At 47.2% G+C, this 20,310-nt stretch carries 14 protein-coding genes and 1 pseudogene; 5 read left to right on the forward strand and 10 right to left on the reverse strand.

Features of this window, described 5'->3' with window-relative positions:
* Positions 1-6 precede the first annotated feature (6 nt).
* The 3 genes from RFF05_RS05250 to RFF05_RS05260 all read right to left on the reverse strand — a co-directional run bounded on the left by RFF05_RS05250 (position 7) and on the right by RFF05_RS05260 (position 8,172).
* Complete coding sequence (locus RFF05_RS05250; protein WP_409969335.1) at positions 7-6,561, reverse strand: collagen binding domain-containing protein; 6,555 nt, start codon at positions 6,559-6,561, stop codon at positions 7-9.
* Between the two features lie 84 nt (positions 6,562-6,645).
* Positions 6,646-7,518, reverse strand: a complete 873-nt coding sequence (locus tag RFF05_RS05255; RefSeq protein WP_409969336.1) for a hypothetical protein — start codon at positions 7,516-7,518, stop codon at positions 6,646-6,648.
* A 90-nt stretch (positions 7,519-7,608) separates the two neighbouring features.
* Positions 7,609-8,172 (reverse strand): class D sortase, encoded by a 564-nt coding sequence (locus tag RFF05_RS05260; RefSeq protein ID WP_409969337.1) that lies wholly within the window; start codon positions 8,170-8,172, stop codon positions 7,609-7,611.
* 181 nt (positions 8,173-8,353) lie between these two features.
* Between RFF05_RS05260 and istA the strand changes: the two genes are divergently transcribed.
* The gene (istA, locus tag RFF05_RS05265) at positions 8,354-9,847 is read left to right on the forward strand and encodes an IS21 family transposase (protein ID WP_409967410.1); all 1,494 of its coding nucleotides are present in this window, start codon (positions 8,354-8,356) and stop codon (positions 9,845-9,847) included.
* Positions 9,840-10,562, forward strand: a complete 723-nt coding sequence (istB, locus tag RFF05_RS05270; protein ID WP_409967230.1) for an IS21-like element helper ATPase IstB — start codon at positions 9,840-9,842, stop codon at positions 10,560-10,562. The genes istA and istB overlap by 8 nt, the downstream gene beginning before the upstream one ends.
* 54 nt (positions 10,563-10,616) lie before the next feature.
* Here istB and RFF05_RS05275 read toward each other — a convergent pair.
* The 4 genes and pseudogenes from RFF05_RS05275 to RFF05_RS05290 all read right to left on the reverse strand — a co-directional run.
* A pseudogene (locus RFF05_RS05275) lies at positions 10,617-10,877 on the reverse strand (sporulation initiation factor Spo0A C-terminal domain-containing protein); the annotation flags it as partial.
* A complete protein-coding gene (locus RFF05_RS05280; protein WP_409967229.1) occupies positions 10,865-11,104 on the reverse strand; it encodes a helix-turn-helix domain-containing protein in 240 nt (79 codons plus the stop codon). The gene RFF05_RS05280 and the pseudogene RFF05_RS05275, both read right to left, overlap by 13 nt.
* A 302-nt stretch (positions 11,105-11,406) precedes the next feature.
* Positions 11,407-12,681 (reverse strand): cation:proton antiporter, encoded by a 1,275-nt coding sequence (locus RFF05_RS05285; RefSeq protein WP_409969338.1) that lies wholly within the window; start codon positions 12,679-12,681, stop codon positions 11,407-11,409.
* Positions 12,682-12,897: 216 nt separating this feature from the next.
* Positions 12,898-14,301, reverse strand: coding sequence for an alanine/glycine:cation symporter family protein (locus RFF05_RS05290; RefSeq protein ID WP_409969339.1), 1,404 nt, complete (start codon positions 14,299-14,301; stop codon positions 12,898-12,900).
* Between the two features lie 228 nt (positions 14,302-14,529).
* Between RFF05_RS05290 and RFF05_RS05295 the strand changes: the two genes are divergently transcribed.
* From RFF05_RS05295 to RFF05_RS05305, 3 genes are all read left to right on the forward strand, one after another.
* Positions 14,530-15,069: a stage V sporulation T C-terminal domain-containing protein gene (locus RFF05_RS05295; RefSeq protein WP_409969340.1), complete on the forward strand. Its 540-nt coding sequence runs from the start codon at positions 14,530-14,532 to the stop codon at positions 15,067-15,069.
* A gap of 287 nt (positions 15,070-15,356) precedes the next feature.
* Positions 15,357-16,727 carry an IS4 family transposase gene (locus RFF05_RS05300; protein ID WP_409966964.1) on the forward strand — a complete coding sequence of 457 codons (1,371 nt, stop codon included), beginning with the start codon at positions 15,357-15,359 and terminating at the stop codon, positions 16,725-16,727.
* 175 nt (positions 16,728-16,902) lie between these two features.
* Positions 16,903-17,163, forward strand: coding sequence for a hypothetical protein (locus tag RFF05_RS05305; RefSeq protein ID WP_409966963.1), 261 nt, complete (start codon positions 16,903-16,905; stop codon positions 17,161-17,163).
* 144 nt (positions 17,164-17,307) lie between these two features.
* Here RFF05_RS05305 and RFF05_RS05310 read toward each other — a convergent pair whose 3' ends face one another.
* From RFF05_RS05310 to ispE, 3 genes are all read right to left on the reverse strand, one after another.
* Positions 17,308-18,666, reverse strand: coding sequence for an 8-oxoguanine deaminase (locus RFF05_RS05310; RefSeq protein WP_409969341.1), 1,359 nt, complete (start codon positions 18,664-18,666; stop codon positions 17,308-17,310).
* A gap of 63 nt (positions 18,667-18,729) precedes the next feature.
* The gene (gene spoIIR / locus RFF05_RS05315; RefSeq protein WP_409969342.1) at positions 18,730-19,353 is read right to left on the reverse strand and encodes a stage II sporulation protein R; all 624 of its coding nucleotides are present in this window, start codon (positions 19,351-19,353) and stop codon (positions 18,730-18,732) included.
* Between the two features lie 90 nt (positions 19,354-19,443).
* Complete coding sequence (gene ispE / locus RFF05_RS05320) at positions 19,444-20,304, reverse strand: 4-(cytidine 5'-diphospho)-2-C-methyl-D-erythritol kinase (protein ID WP_409969343.1); 861 nt, start codon at positions 20,302-20,304, stop codon at positions 19,444-19,446.
* Positions 20,305-20,310 lie beyond the last annotated feature (6 nt).

Raw genomic sequence — 20,310 nt, forward strand, 5'->3', positions numbered from 1 at the left:
TTGATGTTAATAGCCTGTTCTGGGAAGTTCGGGGTCAGGGGTTAGTTTCTTGGTGATGGTAATCCATGTGGTGGTGGCCGTCTGCCACTGTCCCAGATAGTATCCGCCGATATCAGCTCGGTTGGTGATTTGATAGCTATTGGTTACTGTGGGCAATACCGATACAGTCATCAGGGGGTTATTGACCGATGCAAATCCTGAAGGTACAGTGCCAAACTCAAAACGGATATCAGTGACATACTCACCTGACATCAATCCCAGTACAGCATCAGATAGGTTGAAGCTATACTCATTTGTGGAGAGCAGGTCACTGGCCAGCACTCTGTAATCATAATAATTGGTCTGATATACGATGCGGTAACTAACCCGTGCGTTATAGGTACCAGTTGTTAAGGTCACGGCTCTTACAGCGTCGGTCGGAATCCGATCGTGCCAATAAAAGTCGCTGAGTGACACATTGGATGTGTTGGCAATCTGGGAGAACTCATAGAGCATAGTGTCCCCAGGAATGACTTCCTGGTTGCCGACCTTTTGGATGGTTACACCCAAATCCACACTACCGTTGAATACTGTTAACTTCACTATCTGGCCTTCGTATTCCAACTCCGCCTCATAAGTTTCGGTGGATGCGGCGTAATAGGCAGGTGCCGATACTTCTGTCACCAGATAGCGACCAAGAGGCAATGGCTCCGATGCGGCCACACCTCTAGCATCTGTCACAATATAGCCCACCACGGATCCGCTGCGGGCATTACTGATTTCAAATACAGCACCCTCCAGTGCAGTACCAGCTTTTTCACCTGTGATAGCATTGTCTTCAGAGGAGTATTTTGTGATTTGGATTTGCCCGAGAATGGGATCGTTCTCCCACTCAATTTCAACGGTCTTACCTGCGCTGACATAGATGGTTTTTAGTTCATCATCCAGCGTGTACCCCTCTGGAGCATCAATTTCACGAAGATAATATCGTCCGGCAGACAACTCATCCTCGTCGATGTAGACATAACCAGACTGATCTGAGGTGTATTGTCCAATGGGATTTTTGCCAGAGTCATACAACAAGAAGGTTGCGCCATACAGCCCTTCTCCTGTCTGGCTATCAACTTTGTGGATGAGGATACCAGAGGCCTTTTCATTCTTCACTGTCAGCACGGTTGTTTCACCGTCTTCCACTTCAACGGTATAGATGGTGTCGTTGGGTAGATAGCCAGTGGCAGGCTCAGTTTCCTGGACCTGATACCAGCCCGCCTCCAGTTCGTACAGGTAAATCGTGCCATTTGAGTTGGTGGTATAATAGCCAATAATTTCGCCATTCATCTTTCGTACTTCAAACTCTACGCCCTTAATGCGGTCGCCGTCGTCTTCATCAGTTTTGATGATAGTCAACCCACCGATTGGCGTGTTTTCAAAGGTCAAAGTTTGGGTGTCGTCCTCATAAATGCGGACAGTTTGGGAGGTGGAGTCGAGAATGTATCCATCTGGTGCTGTCACCTCCGTGACAATGTAGGTATCGGGGTCGAGGTCAACAATGTGAATTTGACCATAGGTGTTGGTGGTGTAGAGACCATTAGAGGACACTGTACCGCCGTAGTTTGCGACATAAGTGCCATCCGAGGTTGTCACCTTAAATACTGCACCAGACAAGGCTTCACCTGTTACGCTGTCTAGCTTCTGGATAATAAGATTGCCCAGCGGATCATTCTCGAAGGTCAGGACAAAGGCTTCGCCCTGTGAAAGCTGAACTGTCTGGGGCGTCTCATCCATCTGGTAACCACTAGGGGCGGTGACCTCCTGCACAATGACCGTTGCGTTATGGTCAAGCTCACTGATGGTGATGAGTCCATTGGCATCAGTCGTGTAGTAGCCGTTGGAGTTACCCACTACGGTACCATCGGAATAGGTGATTTTGAACTTGGCACCAGAGAGCGTTGCTCCAGTCACGGAGTCCTGTTTGATGATAACTAGGTCGGCCATTTTGTAATTATAGAAATCGACGGTTACAACATCCTGATTGTTGCCAGAGATGTATACGGTTTGACTGGTTTGATTGAGTTCATATCCTGCGGGTGCCACAGTCTCGGTAATCACATAGGTGCCAGGCTGAAGCCCAGTGACAGTAATAGACCCATTGGCTCCAGTGGTGTATCGCCCAATTACATTGCCCCCTGTACCAGAATTGGCAGCAAGATAGGCGACCTCGAACTCTGCCCCCTGAAGGACAATGCTAGAGTCCTCGGCATCACGCTTGGTAATCACGATGGCGGATTCGGGCACATTTTCAAAGCCCATGGTGTAGAGGAAAATACCATCGTCTGCCTGTACTTCAATGGTACGACTGGTGTGGTCAATGACATAGCCAGTTAAGCCACGGGTTTCGGTCACAGTGTATGTCCCTGGATCAATATCGACCAAGGAGATTTCACCATTTCCATCTGTCTCATATTCCCCTATAAAAAGGTCGTCCAGATACACATCGAAGAAAACACCTTCTAAAGGTTCACGGGTCACACTGTCGATTTTGGTAATGGTCAGAGTGGGCTTAGGCACATTGATAAAGACGAAGGTGGCCAATTCCTGCCCATATTTGAGTTGGGCGGTTTGGGTGTCAATCTCCGCTTCATGGTAGCCATAAGGTGGGTTGGTTTCGGTTACCTCAACTGTCCAGCTATCGTTGCTTTCATTCTGGAGATAGGCTCCATAGACATCGTGAGAGATGGTAAATTGACCGTTTTCATCGGTGGTCCATGTGCCAAGAGATGTGCCGTCAATGGCAACCATAAATGTGGCACCTTCCAGCAGTTCATTGGTCACGCTACACCGTTTTTCGACTACTATCTCGGGGTAAGCTGCATTGACGAAGGCAAATTCCACCAAACTCTCGCCGAGAATAAGGGTGTGTGTATCTTCACTACGGTTTGGGTCCATAAGGTATCCGTCAGGAGCAGAGCGTTCCACCACACGAATATCCCACTCCGTCTGGCCACGGCTTTGGTCTAGGAAAGCACCGTACTCCTCGTAGGTAATCCAGATTTCACCGTTTTCGTCAGTGGCCAGCGACCAACGAGATGCATTGTCAATGTAAATCTCAAAAATGGCCCCAGCAATGGGAGCATTGCCGTTGGATACGTCGGTCTTAGTAATCAGAATATCTGGATAGGCATAGTTATCATATTCGACGGATAGCAGCCCTTGATTACGGGATAATTCTGCCGTTTGCACATCGTTTTCGTTGAGCAGGTATCCACCCGGGGCACTGGTTTCTTCAACTGTAACTGTCCAGCTATCGGCATCACGGGTCAGATACTCGTAGTAATCTGCGTAGGTGATGGTCACAGTGCCATCTTCTCCTGTAGCAAAGCTTCCGAAGGATTGTGCATCTATGGCCAGCGTATATACTGCCCCTGACAAAGGTTCATTGGTATCTGCATCGGTTTTGGTGATTTTAATTTCGGGATATTCGTAATTCGAGAAATTAAATTGCACAACCAACTGCCCTGCGGTGACGGTCACAGACTGAGTTGTCTCATAATTGGTAATATACCCAGCGGGCGGGTTGACTTCGGTGACTGTGAATAGCCAGCTGTCTGCACTCAGGTCAAAAGTAGTGCCATAATTGGCTTCATCCAGCAGAACAAGGCCGTCGGCATCGCTATAAAAGCTGCCAATAGACTGACCGTTGATGAACACCTCAAACTCGGCATTTGCAAGGGGTTCACCTGTTGAGGAATCCGTCTTTAGGATTTGAATTTCTGGCACTTCGTAGTTGGAGTAGGTAAACGTCGCAACTGCTTGCCCACGAAGAACTTCCTGCGTGGAGGTGGTTGTGCCACTGAGCAGATAGCCTGTGGTGGGCTGGACTTCGGTGACAGTGACCGTCCAGCTATCGGCTCCGCTATCGCCCAAGAAGTCACCATAGGTGTCATGGGTAAGGGTAATCATGCCACTATTGTCTGTCCAGAACTGCCCAAATTCGGTGCCATCCACGCTGACGGAGAACAGGGTGTTTGCTAGAGCATTACCGTTGTTGTCGGTCTTGTAAATGTGAATTTCGGGATAGGCCTCGTTCTGGAATGAGAATGTGAGTAACCCCTGATTGCGGTTCAGCACAGCGCTCTGGACGTTGTTGGCGTTAAGCAAATACCCACTGGGTGCCCTGATTTCCTCTACTTCAACTGTCCACTCATCATCTGTTGTGACACCCAGATATTCGTAGTAATCAGCGTAGGAAATGAGGATTTTACCATCAGAGCCTGTGGAGAAATAGCCCAGCACCTGTGTGTCAATGCTGACTTTGAACAATGAGCCAGACAGGGGGCGATTGGTGTCCTCGTCGGATTTGTAAATCTCAATTTGGGGATAGCTGTAGTTGCCGAAGGTATAAGATGCCACTGTCTGTCCACGGACGACTGTTAGTTCCTGTTCGTAAACATCGCTGATGCTATACCCAGACGGTGCAGCTGTTTCGATGACCTTAATCACCCAGCTATTAGCGGTGAGGTCGAGGTGATTTCCGTAGTCGCTATAATTCAAAGAAACAATGCCGTCCTCATCGGAGTAATAGGTGCCGATTTGAGTGCCGTCAATATAGACCGCAAATTCTGCGCCAGCCAAGGGCAGGCCAGTGGCAGAGTCAATTTTAGCGATTTGGATTTCTGGAATGGGGTCATTCACAAATTCGATGGTGGAAAGTGTTTGCCCCTTCTGGATTTCCGCGGTGATAACGTTGGTGTCGCTCATTAAATAGCCCTCTGGGGCCTGTACTTCTGTCACAGTGACAGTCCAACTGTTATTTTCGCCGTTCAAAAAAGCGCCGTACTGGGCATAAGAAATTGTGGCCACGCCAATAGAATTGGTTTCCACTTGCCCGATGGATGTTCCATCAATTTTCACATCAAAAATAGCCCCTGACAATCCTAGCCCAGTAGGGTCAGACTTGCGAATCTGAATGTCTGGATAGTCGTAGTTAATCATGGACAGATAGTAGGTATCTGTGGCCGTGTCAGTCACATCTACATACACGCTTGCGTAGGGGTTGGAGGACATGACGTAGCCAGAAGGAGGGCTGATTTCCTCGAAGGTGTAATAGCCTGTTTTGAGGTCACTCAAGACAATGGTTCCGCCCTCGTACTGACCCAGCAACGCGCCGTTCATATAGACATTGAAGGTGCCACCGTCCAGCACATTGCCGTCGGCATCAATTTTGGTGAAGCGAATAGTGTTATCGGCAGGGTTTTCATAAATCAACTGACCAGGGTCGTTCTGCTCCCAGTAATCAAAGTCACCGTCGTCATCGTATACAGCAATCAGCTCAAAAGTGAGTGTTTCAACTTTAGCTTCCGACAGAGAGTAACCCACGGGAGGGCTGGTTTCGGTTACTGTGTAGGTGCCAGGGGTAATATAGTTATCTGCGCTACTATCAAGCCACTGGAGCTGAATGGAGCCACTGCTATCAGTCACCAAATCATAGGTGGTGGTGTTGTTCACATGCTCAAGTCTAAATGTAGCTCCAGCCAGTGGCTCTCCAGTGGCCGCATCTGTTTTCAAAATGACATATTCCGTAGGGATTTCATAAGGAGTATTGGGAATTGCGTTGCCACCATTGACCCATGCGGCTGTGTCGGCAGTAGCATTCGCTACACTGTCAACGCTAACGGTATAGGTCTGACCTGAAAGCACATAGCCTGATGGCGCCTTAGTCTCCACCACGGTTAGCGTAGCAGTTGCGCTTGAGAGTTGGAGCACATCAGAAATTCCGTAGCCACTGGAATCAGTTGTGATTGTCCCTATTGCGACTGCTCCTTCATAAATAGTGAATTCTGCACCAGACAAAGCGTTCCCATCGTCATCTGTTTTTTGAAGCTTTACATAAGCCTCGTAAGTTTCGTAGTTTAGCGTGTAATCTGCAATCATCAAATTTTGATTTGCTGCGTTATCCGTCTCATACACATAAAAAGACCAGCTACCATAATCGCCCTTGTTGTAACCAGATACAATCATGTTTAATAGCTCAATGGAATCCTCTAGCGTATGTTCTGTACTGGGAAAAGCTGCCGTAAGAGCGGCGACTCGCTCTTTGGCTGCCATTTCAATCTGATCAGCATTTGTAGGGTCAATAAACAGTCCTGCTTCTGCAAGCCAAACAACTGCATTTACCCAACCCTGCACAGACTTAATTGTGGCAGCATCCCAACCATTGACTCTAGCACCTGTGAGCATGAATGCGATAAAGGGTGCAGCGGCGTAGCTAGAGCGTTCCTCAACAAAGGTATAGGTGTCGTCCTCGTCCAGACCATCACCATGTTCAAGACAAAATGCGTAGCTACTGACGAACTCACCGCCATAGTTGTAGGTGCTCCGAATGGTTCGCATATTGACATTGCTTCCTAGATTCGTTGAATAGTATTTACCTAGCCAGTCAATGTCATTGTCGTACTGAACCGTTACATCGGTGGGGGCGGTGCCGCTGGTATCTGCGGCATAGGCCACTGTCATGGGGCTGAATAGTCCCAACACAAGTGCCAAAACGAGAAATAGCGACATATATCGCTTTTGTGTTGCCATAATAGAATCCTCCTTAAATTTTGGGTATAAAGAAGCAGCCGACTCCAGAACGGAATCGACTGCTCAATTGATTTTGTGTACTGGTTAGTAAAAACAATACACAGTGGAATCCGGGTACCATACCATATTTGCTTCTGTGTAGTATGGCGCATCGGTTGAAACTTTGCCATTTGCATTACCGCTCATGGTCTTAAAATAGGTACCAGCAGAATTTTCGCCAATCTCGGAAATAACAATCCAATGTCCTTGTTTTGTGCTGTCATTCCACAGAAAAACCACATCACCGACTCGAACTTGGCTCAAGTCGTTATGGGTGTAGATTGCCTCACACTCTCGACCATAAAGCACATCACGCAAAGCGTAGGTATAAGAATTACATCCAAATGCGCCACCGATGGTTGCATCTAAATTGCGGTCATACCAATAGATGTCACCAGAATTTGTGTTATCACCCCATGATGTTCCGTTGGGGTATAATGCTTCGAATTGATCAAGCATGGAAACAATATTGTTCACAGTAGCTTCTTGACCTGTGGATAAAAGACCTGCGTTTGTGCCATTGTCCACTCGGATGCGGTAGACTGCTTTTTCATCATCACTCTGAACAAATACTTGTGTCACCATATCCGCCACGGTCTGGGGGACAGTGATTTCTTCCACTACAACATCGGCATCGTCAGCAAAATAGGGGCTGTTGCTATCAATGTCCACTCGACTTTCATCGAAGTTCCAACTGACATTGAACCCCACTGCCTGCCCCACATCACGGAGCTTGACGTAATTGTTGCCGTTGATGGTGTACGCCGTCATCTCCACCTGCTCGCCATCCACAAAAATGGGTTGTGTAGATAAGGTGGCAACAATCCCTGACGCATAGGCGACAGATCCCCCTAATGTCAGTCCGCCGATGGCGAGTCCCAATAAGAATGCTCCAATAGAGTTTGGTGTGTGCTTCATATGGCTCATCTCCTTTTGTAATCATATTTTCGAGGTCATCTCATATAACCCAAACGGTCTATGATTTACAAAAACAGTGTAGCACAGGAATCATGTGATTTCAACGGCTTGGACACACCAGCGTAGCTCACTTTGATTTTCGACGCAAGTAATCAGCGTAATTCGGTTATCGGAAGTAGCATTCAGGTAACTCCAGTTGGTTTCAGATATCGTAGTCACCAAACTGACTGCGTAGGTGCGGGTGCCCAAGCTGGTTGTGTATTGGATGATGTCGCCCAGCTCTAGGTCTTTAATATCACCAATCACATAGGTGGCACCACGGTTGTGTCCACACAATCCAATATTCCCATCCCAAGATGACGTGTCAGAAAAGTGTGCCACACCCTTAGTCATATTGTCCAATGTCTCGCCGTCATAGACACTCATATAGATGTCCAGTGATGGAATAGAAAGGGTTCCTATGCTCCCATCGCTCTGGGTGAGCGATGCGGCTGAGGTGTATGAAACAGTGGGGGTATAGACATCAGCCCATAAATCTGGATAGATGGTTGCGTCGCTGTAAGTGGGGGTTATACTCGTTGTTGAATTATAGGTTGTGGTGGTTTGTACTGTACTGGAACTGCTTTGATATCCATAGGCGATGGTGGGGATCATGAAGTCAATCAGATTTGTTCCACCATACTCATAGGCATGTTTCCACTAAAATAAAAGTACCGAAAAAGGGCGCGAAAAGTGCATAGGTTGGGCTCGTAAAAAAAGAGCCATTGTCAGCACCTCAAAAAAGAGCTACCATTAGTTTGTCTAGAACTAAGGAGGTAGCGGAAAGGTGATAAGAATGGCTCAAAAGAATTATATCAAAGATTTGTACGAAAACCAAGAGAAAAGTCTCAATGAAATCGCAAAAATCACAGGACTCAATTATCGCACGGTGCGCAAGTACGCCCATAAAGACGACTGGAACGATGAGCATCTACCCAACATTCAAGCAGAAAGCTATCCAATTTTAGGGGATTTCATCCCTATCATAGACCAATGGTTAGAGGATGACACCAAAATTCCACGCAAGCAACGACACACAATTTGGCGAATCTATTGCCGTTTACGAGATGAAGAAAAATTCCTCGGTAGCTACTCCAGCGTAAAGCGTTATGTGCGCAAGAAGAAATTCGCCATGAGCAGCCAAACCGATGGTTATCTGCCTCTGGCGCATCCCCACGGCAGTGGGCAAGTGGATTTTGGCGAGCACATCTACAACGACGCCTCATCCAAAGTGCGGACAGGCTACGCCCTAACCCTGTCCTTCCCCAATTCCAACAAGGGATACACCCAAGATTTCCCAGCCCAAAACCAAGAATGCTTGCTAGAAGGCATGAAGCAGATTTTTGAGCACATGGGTGGCGTGCCACCCGTCATCCGCTTCGACAATATGTCTACCGCCGTGGTGAAGGTCCTAGACCATGGTGAACGAGTGCTGACCGATGGATTCACCCGATTCATGCTGCATTACCGATTTAAGGCTGAATTCTGCAATCCTGCCGCTGGCAACGAGAAAGGCAACGTGGAGAATAAAGTGGGATATAGCCGCAGAAACGCCTTTGTTCCTGTGCCGACCATTACCTCCTTCGATACCTTCAACGAACAGCTTTTCGACTGGTGCGAGCAGGATGCACAGCGTCTCCATTACAAGCATCAGATTGAGATACAGGAACTGTGGGAAGCAGATCGTGAGGCGCTACTACCCCTGCCAGAGCACCCTTTTTCGGTGTTCCGTTACGAAAGCTTGGCGGTGAATAAATATGGCTTTGTCACCATTGACACCAATAAGTATGGTCTGTCACCAGCGCTGAGTCGAGAGATTGTGCAAGCGAAAATTTATTATGACTGCATTGAATTTTACCATGACCATACCTTAGTTGGAAGTTATAAAAGAAGTTATGAAACACACCAAGAGTACTATGATTGGAAACAGTATGTTGGCGTTTTATGCAGAAAGCCTGGCGGGGTATCTCACACTCGATTCTTCAACCAAATGCCACCTCTTTGGCAACAGCATCTCCACCAAGCCCAAGGACAGGCACGAAAAAGTGCGCTACAATTACTGGATGAAATCGTCCAAGATGGCAACGCCACCTTTTGCGACGAAGTGCTAGAGTTGGCGCATGAGAATGGCCGCACCGATGCGGATAGTGTCCGCCAATGCTACTACATGATTGCCAAAAAGGAACACCGACCAGAGCCGTTGACTTTGGATATTACCACGCCTGACCTACATTACACGCCAAATTTGAGCGCTTACGACGGATTGATAGGAGGTGATTTACATGGTTGAGCAATACATGAAAACCTTGAAATTAGGTGGTTTGGCAAAAGAGTGGACAAGTGTGGAATACCGAAATAATGAGCAATATCTAACCGATTTATTACAACTGGAGTTGCGAGAACGAGAAATAAACCGCATTAACCGCATGGTAAAAAGTGCAGGATTTGGGGTGCTAAAAACCTTGGATGACTTCACTTGGCGCAATGAAATAGCACTGCCAGTTGGACTAACACGAGAGTATATGGAAGATTTGCAATTTTTGGCACCCAAGGAAAACCTTATTTTTATGGGCGCCGTTGGGACAGGCAAGACCCATCTTGCCACAGCTCTGGCGTTGAACGCCTGCCAAGAAGGACGGCCTGTTCGCTTCTTTACAGCTGCATCTCTTGCCAATATTTTATTGGAAAAGAACAACAAGGGCACCTTGAACAGTTTCTTATCTACGCTAAAAAAGGTGCAGTTAATGGTCATTGATGAAATTGGTTTTGTACCGTTGCACAAAGCGGCAGCAGAGCTGTTATTCCAAGTGATTGCCGACTGTTATGAGCGGAAAAGCCTCATCATTACATCCAATCTGGAATTCTCTCAATGGAATACAGTCTTTGGGGATAACCGCTTGACGGCAGCTCTCATTGACCGCTTGGTACACCATTCGCACATAGTCATCTTCTCTGGGGAGAGCTACCGCTTGACACAATCCATGTCCAGGCAACGTGAGCGTTGAGGCTAGAAGGGACAAAAAAGCACCATTCCTAGGTTTTTTCTCCATAGGATGGTGCGCCATCTGCTCTAACAAAATTCGATTGTGTATCCAAATAAGCTCTGTGATTGTGCGAATGTTGCGCTCAACGCATTGCCAAGTGGTTTTATAGTGTTTGGCTACCTCTGGGTACAGCCACTTGGTGATGAGGAGCAGCCTTTCTGGATTTTGTATGACGAGATAGACGGCGTAGCTGGTATGGAAAAAACCTCGATAGTTGGCGGTGATGCCTAAGGAGTAAAGCAGGCTGTAAATTTCTGCAATGTCTACGCTACCCATTGCAACTCACCCCTCTCCATCTGAAAGGTTTTTGGGTAAAACCCCAGTTCCATGCCATATACATTGCCCAATGTTTGAAGTGTACTCATTTTTGTATCTTTGCTTCCTCGCTCTGCATCCCGAATTGTTCTAACAGAAATTCCACTGCGACCCTCTACCATTTCCTGCGTCATCCCTTGTTCTATACGGAACCCTTTTAAAGCAACGCCAAGTTCATTTCTAGCCATTGTGCACACCTCCTTCTTGTTTTCATTATACAAGAAGAATTTAGCAAATAACAGGAAGCCCACTTCCGTTTTCGACATTTTTCAGCAATTTTTTAAGTTTTTTCTCGCTAATGTTATTCCCCAACGCTGACCCTATGCACTTTTACGCGCCCTTTTTGTGTATTTTTAAGTTGACAAAGACACCCAATGAACTGTTTACATTTGAATAAGCACATATGCACTAAATTTGCACCATCGAATACAAACACCACACACGTAAACCACCCCACGGTGATGACACCGTGGGGTGGTTTGTTGTTTGCTTATTGCTTGTTGCGACGTGCTTTTTCTTTGGTAATCAATTGCTGGGCCACCATATCCAGTTGCTCTCGCATGACCATTTTTTCTGCCAACGTGCTGACTTCCAACCCTTCGTAAGGAGAATCGCCTTTGAAGGCCACCTTCAACAGTACAGGGGTCAACACGGTACACACAATGACCATAATCACAATGGGGCTAAAATATTCTGCTGGCACAACCCCCATGGCCATCCCTTTGTTTGCCACAATCAATGCCACTTCCCCACGGCACACCATGCCGATACCCACCTGTACGGCTTGCTTCTTTTCAAAGCCACCAAAGTAGCGTGCACCGATGCCGCAACCCACTAGCTTAGAGCTGATACCCACTAGGATCAACAGCACAGTAAACAGCAGTAACGAGCCACTCATGGCAGGCAACGTGACGCTCAACCCAATGTTGGCAAAAAAGATAGGGGTTAGCAACAAATAGGACAAGGGCGCGCACCGAGAGGTGATATACTCCCCTTTGTTGGTGGTGGAGATAATCAAACCAGCGAAGAACGCACCGATGATATCTGCCACACCAAACAATTCTTCTGCGCCCCACGCCATCAATAAGCACAAGGCAAAGGCGGCAATGGGGAAATAATTGAGTTTTCGGTCATCCAACTTTTTTTCACACCAGAGGAAAAAGTGATAGGCCAAAAAGGCAAGCACCATAGCACAAAGGAAAAACAGCACCACCTTTAAGAGTACCAATCCAATGTTGCCGCCTTGACCTCCAAGACTGGTAACCACAGTCAAGCAAATCAACCCTAGCACGTCATCAATGACGGCGGCGGCCAAAATGGTATTGCCCACCTTGGTGGAAAAACGTCCCAGTTCTTTTAAAGCTTCCACAGTGATGCTGACAGAGGTGGCCGTCAGCACCGTACCTACAAATACATTCTCCAGCATGGGGCCTGTGGGGTTAAAGGCCATCATCAGCGCAGTGCCCATGCCCAAAGGCAACAGCACCCCTAACAAAGCCACCATAAAACTGGTTTTCCCTGCCGCCTTTAATTCATCCACACTGGTTTCCATACCAGCGCAAAACATCATCACAATGACCCCCAACTCTGAGAGCTGGTCAAACAATTCGCTGGGCTGAATTAAATTCAGCATAGCTGGCCCCATAATCAACCCTGCCAACAAGGCGCCCACCACTTGGGGCATATGTAATCGCCCTGTAATGAGACCAAACACCTTGGTGGACAGTAGTACCATACAAATCGCAATCAAATAATCATAGGACATGGAAAACGCTCCTTCGTCGATGTCATCACATCGTAAACACATTTCTATTGGGCATGGATGATTATAGTCCTGTGATTTTCAAATTGCAACCCCTTTATTTTATTTTCGCCATTTTTTAACTTTCTGTCGTTTACAGCTAAAAAACGCTGCAAGTTTTTGTGTGATATATACAAAAAAGGATGTATCAAAATGATACATCCTTTTAAATCTGTCATTTTATTTCCAATACTCTACATCGTCTTCATACATCCCAATATCTTTGGCGCGGAAAACTGGGTTTATACCGCTGTCCTTTTGTCGCTGATAATCCTGCAAGGCCTTAATCGCCACATGGCTTAAAATCACACAGGCTGGCAGGTTAACCAAACACATAATGGCCATCATCAAGTCTGCAAAATCCCATGCGGCAGAGGCGCTGAGGCCTGCTCCCAAAAAAATGATTCCCGCACACAGAATACGAAACCCAATCATGAACGACTTGCTCGGCACAGATTTATGAATGAATATCAAGCAGTTATCCACGTAGAACAAGTTCCCCAGCAAGGTAGTAAAGGCGAACAAAACCATGGCAATGGTGACGAAAATCGGGCCTGCACTGCCAAAAACCGTGCCAATAGCCGCCTGCACATACGGTGCGCCAGCCATGGTTTCACTTGGCTCAATACCTGAGCACAGGCACATCAGAGCCGTTGCCGTGCATAAAAGCAAAGTGTCGATGAACACCGACAACATCTGCACCAAACCTTGTTTCACAGGGTGACTTACATCAGCCACAGCCGCCGCATTGGGGGCAGAGCCTACGCCAGCTTCGTTGGAATACAACCCACGCTTAATGCCATACATCATGCCTGAGCCAGCGAAGGCGCCGAAAATGGCTTGAAAATCAAAGGCTTCTTCAAAAATACGGGCAAACACCGATGGCACTAACTGGATATGGAACACAATAACCACCAAAGAGATAATCACATAGGTAATGCCCATAAATGGCACCACAGTACTGGTGGCACGAATAATCCGCTTGCCGCCCCCTACAATGCACCATAGCACCACCAGCGCCAAAACACCGCCAATAATCCATGGGGACACAGTTGGGTCGTAAAAGTCGTAAGTGGCAAAGGTGGACTGGAGATTATAGGACCCCAACATATTAAAGCCCACCGCATAAGTCAAGATTAAGCAAACGGCAAAGAGTACCGCTATCCCACGGTTTCGCAGAGCCGTTTCGATGTAGTAAGCAGGGCCGCCATAGCTGTCGCCATTTTCATCACGGCGCTTGTAAATCTGCGCCAAAGTGCTTTCGATAAAGGCAGAGGCACCACCCACAATGGCGATGATCCACATCCAAAACACCGCCCCATAACCGCCCAGACAAATGGCGCTGGCAATCCCCACAATGTTCCCTGTTCCCACGCGAGAAGCAGTGGAAACCATTAACGCTTGGAACGAAGAGGTAGCCCCTTCCTTTGTTGGTTTTTCCATCACCACACGGACAGCTTCTCCCAGCAAACGCAGTTGCACCAATTGGGTGCGACAGGTGAAATATAACCCTGCCGCTAACAATATTATAATTAGAATTGGATAATACAGAAATTCATTGATTGTGCTTACCATTCCCATCATACAAAAAATACACCTTTTTTCCTCAATATAACATTAGTTTATCATAAAATAATAGATTATTCAACAAAAATTTGGAAATTCTCTACTTTGACAGCTTTCTGCGGACAATGGGTGAAAAAATGGAAGTAATTTATACAAATCTACCCACACCATGTGGCTTTTGCATAATTGCAACAAAGTTGCAAATAATATCCTCACCAACCAAAAAAGCACCATAGGAGGAGAACGATGAAAGCAACTGGCATTGTCCGCAGAATTGATGACCTAGGTCGCGTGGTCATCCCAAAAGAAATCCGCCGCACCATGCGTATCCGAGAAGGCGACCCGTTGGAAATTTATACAAGCCGTGAGGGGGAAGTGATTTTTAAGAAATACTCCCAATTGGGGGGTGTGGATAGCTTTGCCACTGAACTTTGCGAAGCGCTCAGCCGCACCAGTGGGGTCATCTGCGCCATCAGTGACCGCGACGCCATCATTGCCGTGGCTGGTGGCAACAAGCGTGAACTATTGGGGCGCGCTGTGTCTCCCCAGCTGGAAACCTTAATGGAACAACGCAGCGCTTATCAGTATGCAGGCCAAAGCACCGCCATCCCAGTCACCGATATTTCCGACGCCTTAACCGCCGCCATTATGGTGCCCATTTTATCCGAAGGGGATGTGTTGGGCGCTGTGGTTTTGATTGCCGAAGAAGGCCAGCCCACTGGAGAACCAGAGCTGAAAACTGCCCAAACCTTAGCCACTTTTTTAGGCAAGCACATGGAAAATTGACGCAAAAATGACGACTGTGACACAATGTAAGTCTCTTTGTGAACTCTAATAATACGAGCGTAGGGAACGGTCTTGACCGTTCCGCTTTCCCAGACAAATCCTGCCATGGGGAGCGGAATGGTCAAGACCATTCCCTACGTTTTTCTAGAGTTGTTGTGCAATTTTACAATTGTGTCACCAATGTCATTAAGATAAGCCTGGGTGCTACAAGAAAAACACCCAGAACCTTTTAAAAAAAGCTTGACAATTACAAAAAAATGTGCGGTCGCCTTCATTGACCAAAGTCAATGAAGGCGACCCTTGTTATTGAGCATAACGCTGATAACAAAGGAGATGCACACATGACATTCACAACAAAAAACATAAAAAGAACACTAAAAAAATCCATAAAAGCCCTTTCGCAAAACGCTGTAAAATATGCTGAAAATCCAGAAAAAGACTTCACCCGAAATAGGAAGTTACCATTTGAAAAAGTAATTGAAACAACCTTATCTCTCACAGGAAAAACACTATATGGGGAATTATCCGAACAATTCGGCATACATTCATCCTCACCTACAGTATCCGCTTTTGTGCAACAACGAAACAAAATCAAATCAACTGCCTTCGAGGATTTATTCCACCAATTTGTTGCCGAAACAAACCAACCCATCACCCACCGTGGCTACCGCCTTTTGGCTGTGGATGGCTCTAGTTTGCACGTTCCCACCAACCCAAAGGAAGTGGATTCTTACCATCAAAAGGCCAATGACTCCAAGCCTTTTAACCTTTTGCACCTCAACGCCATGTACGATATTTTGCGCAAAACCTACGTGGATGCAACGGTTGAAAAGGGTGAAAACAAGGCCTTTGCCACCATGGTGGCACGTAATCAATCAAAAGTACCCACCATTTACATTGCTGATAGAGGCTACGAATCGTACAATAATTTCGCTCATGTGCAAGAAAGAGGGCAAAAATTCCTTGTCAGAGTGAAGGATTCTGCTTCACGCAACGGTATTTGTCACGGATTATCTTTGCCTGTTGGTGAGGAGTTTGACGTTTCACTGACGCTACACATTTCACGCAAGCAAACAGCGCAAGCCAAAAATCAAAACCTGAAATTTATCGCCCATAGTTCACCATTTGATTTTTTACCCTGCAAAACAAAGAAAAATGAAAAAATCGAGCCATATCCGTTACATATTCGCCTCGTTTGCTTTAAACTTTCTGAAAATTCTTACGAAACGGTTGCCACAAATTTGGATAAAAGTGAATTTGATTCTGCTGCCCTCAAGGATTTGTACGCCAAGCGATGGGGTATCGAAACGTCCTTCCGCTCTTTGAAATTCACCGTCGGATTGCTGTATTTTCACAGCAAAAAGACGAAGCTTCTTCTTCAAGAAATCTTCGCCAAGTTGATTATATACAATTTTACACAGTTGATAACCTCGTGCATTGCTGTAAAAAAAGTTACCAGAAAGCGGGTTTATCAAATAAATTTCGCTGTTGCCACTCAAATTTGTCGTAAATTCTTTGGGAAGAATGTACCCGTCGCCGAAGTTGAAGCCTGCATCGCAAAAAACCTAACACCCATGCGAAATTTGCCCTCAAACCCACGCAAGCGACGCAACACGAACCCCAGAACCGACACCTCTTTTTTCTATCGCTTGGCGTAATGCCACGTTATAAGGACAAGCAAGCAGATTGAAAAATCTGCTTGCTTGTCCTGCGCATTTTTAGATTCCGATGATTTTTTATTAGCTGTTCTTGCGTTTCAATAGCTTAACTTAATGACATTGGTATTTTCACAGCAAAAAGACGAAGCTTCTTCTTCAAGAAATCTTCGCCAAGTTGATTATATACAATTTTACACAGTTGATAACCTCGTGCATTGCTGTAAAAAAAGTTACCAGAAAGCGGGTTTATCAAATAAATTTCGCTGTTGCCACTCAAATTTGTCGTAAATTCTTTGGGAAGAATGTACCCGTCGCCGAAGTTGAAGCCTGCATCGCAAAAAACCTAACACCCATGCGAAATTTGCCCTCAAACCCACGCAAGCGACGCAACACGAACCCCAGAACCGACACCTCTTTTTTCTATCGCTTGGCGTAATGCCACGTTATAAGGACAAGCAAGCAGATTGAAAAATCTGCTTGCTTGTCCTGCGCATTTTTAGATTCCGATGATTTTTTATTAGCTGTTCTTGCGTTTCAATAGCTTAACTTAATGACATTGATTGTGTCACAGCCCCTTTTTTCACACTTTATGCAGCAATGTTTCCACTGCCAAATTGGCTTCATATGCTAATTTTTCCTCGTCTATGCCAACCAATTCTCCTTTTTCCACAGTCACCTTCCCGTGGATAACAGTATAATCCACCGCCGCCTTGAAACCCACCGTGCCAAACACAGATTTGGGGTCATAGCAAGCGCCAACCAACTCCAACCGACGGCTATCCACCATGAACAAGTCCGCGCATTTACCCACTTCGATGGAGCCAATTTCCTGCGCACGACCCAACAGCTTGGCACCGCCCATAGTGGCCATTTTTAAAATCTCATACCCACTGGGCGCTTGTGCGCTGGAGTTTAAACGATGGAGCAGATAGGCCACACGAATTTCCTCCAGTAGATTTGACCCATCGTTAGACGCTGAGCCATCTACCCCCAGCCCCACTGGCACCCCCAGCTTCAACATTTCTGGTACGCGCGCAATCCCAGACGATAACTTCATGTTGGACACAGGACAATGGCACACCCCTGTTTGGGTATCTGCCAAAAACTGCAATTCTGCGTCATTAAAATGAATACCATGGGCATACCACACATCACTGCCTGTCCAACCCAAGGTTTCCATATAGGCCAAAGGCCGCATCCCCACCGTGTCCATGGTGTAGCGCTCTTCGTCTAGCGTTTCGCAGAGGTGGGTATGGAGACGCACCCCATATTCTCTCCCCAACTTGGCGCTTTCTCGGAGTAAATCTGCCGAGACAGAAAAGGGCGAACACGGCGCCAAAGCCAAACGCTCCATGGCGCCAAAGCTGGTGTCGTGGTATTTGTGAATCAAGTCTACGCTGTCTCGTAAAATAGCATCCACGGACTGGACAACCGTATCTGGTGGCAGTCCCCCATCTTTTTTCGACCGATCCATACTGCCACGGCTATAGTGCATCCGCATCCCCAATGTTTTGCCAGCGTGAGACTGGGCAGCCAACAAATCCCCTGCATTGGCTGGGAACACATAATGGTGGTCAAACACCGTGGTACAACCATTTTTCATCAGCTCTGCCATGCCAGCCATAGACGACAAGGCAATGGTCTCTTGGTCGATGCCTTTCCAAATTTCATACAATGTGACCAACCAGTCAAACAGCTCTAAATTCTGCACCTGAGGCAGGTTGCGTGTGAACATTTGATAGAGGTGATGATGGGTGTTCACCAAGCCGGGATAACACAGCATTCCCGTGCCATCGATGATGCGCTCTGCCTCTGGCTTGTCTGGCCCGATGGATACAATCAACCCATCACGACAAAAAAGGTTCACGTTTTCGTACACGGTATCCTGTCTATCACAGGATACCAAGGCTTTGATATTGTCAATGCGTAAGGTTGCCATATGTAAATCCTCCATTTGGTAAACGGGCGACCACAGGTCGCCCCTACGCCCAATCATTGTAAATTATTCAAAATATTGTGCCAATTCGCCCCACAATTCCATGGTTTTGAACCGCAATTCATAGCCCTCTTGTTTGGTAATCAGGGCAACTTCCCCTTCGTCTAGCCCCACAGCCATGGCGGTGACCGCAATGTCCGTGGTAGCAGTGGTGCACAGCGGTGGAAAGGCCACGCACCACCAGTTTTGCCCTTTTCCTTCTCCAATGATGACCTGCAAGGACAGGTATTCCCCTGCTGGCAGAGAAAAATCCTCATAGTCTTTGGTGGGAAAATCCTCAAATTGGAGGGACACCGTCACGCCATAATCATAGCCCTGTGCGTCTACCACAGTTTGGGCGGTCTCCTCAATGGCTTGGGCATTGTTACCCAAAGTCTGGGTGGCTTGCTCTTGGGTGGTCACACCACGTAATACCTCTGTGGCCTGTGCCAGCACTGCATCGCGGACCAATAGCTTTAAGGCTTGGTCGTCTTCTGTATCTGAGTTTGCCAGCACGTGAAGCCGTACCACGTCTTGCGCCAAGGCGGCTTGACTTTGGAGAGATAACCCTCCGCTCAGTAGCACCAGTGCCAGCACAATCCCCAGCGCCACTTCCCATTTGTGTAATCTATGTGAAACTCCCTTGTCCATATTGCAACAACCTCCATGTTCCGTCGTAGGGGCGACCTGTGGTCGCCCGCCGTTAAGACTATGGTGCAGTATGGGCAAGGGGGTTCTATTTTATACAGGGGTGGTGATGAAAATCTGCCGTCCGTTGCCTTCTAAGGCTGTTTTCCCTTCTTTCAAGGCCGTTTCCTCTTTAAAAATCCCAAACACTGTGGGGCCAGAGCCTGTCATCAAGACGCCCAATGCCCCATGGACAGCCATGGTGGCCTTGATTGCAAAAATTTCCGCCCCTTCCTCTGGAGACAACACCTGCTCAAACACGTTGCCTAGATGCTGGGCAATGTGGGGCAGATTTTGTTGTTCCAAGGCCTGTATCATGGCTGTGGTATCAGGGCGTACTGTCAACTTTTCAAGACGCACGCGCCCGAAGAGGGCTGGGGTAGACAGCCCAAACTCTGGCTTGCAAATCAGCAAATGGCAAGCTGGCATAGGGGGCAATGTTGCCAATCTCTCGCCCCGTCCTTGCGCCAAGGCTGTGCCTTCACGGACGCAAAATGCCACATCACTGCCCACCTTTGCCCCCATGGTTTCCAGTGTTTCCAAAGATAAATCAGGGGCATAATGGGCACAGAGCCCACGGAGCACAGCCGCCCCGTCAGCGCTACCGCCAGCCATGCCAGCTTCCATGGGAATCCGTTTTTCAATGTGGATGTCCACCCCATCACAAGGGATGGCTGTGTCCGCGAAAAATACTGCCGCCGCCTTGTAGGCAATGTTTTTTTCATTGCAAGGCAGACGCTCATCGTCACAGCTCAGCGCAATTTCACCTGTACCAGTGCCACAGGTCAAGTGGATTACATCGTGAAGCGCCACCGACTGCATCACCATCTCCAAATCGTGATACCCATCAGGGCGCTTTGCCACAATGTCTAGGGTGAGATTGAGTTTTCCATGGGCAGGGATTGTATAAGTCATAGACGT

Source organism: Bengtsoniella intestinalis, from assembly GCF_039719005.1.
Taxonomy (GTDB): Bacteria; Bacillota; Clostridia; order Oscillospirales; family Oscillospiraceae; genus Oscillibacter; species Oscillibacter intestinalis.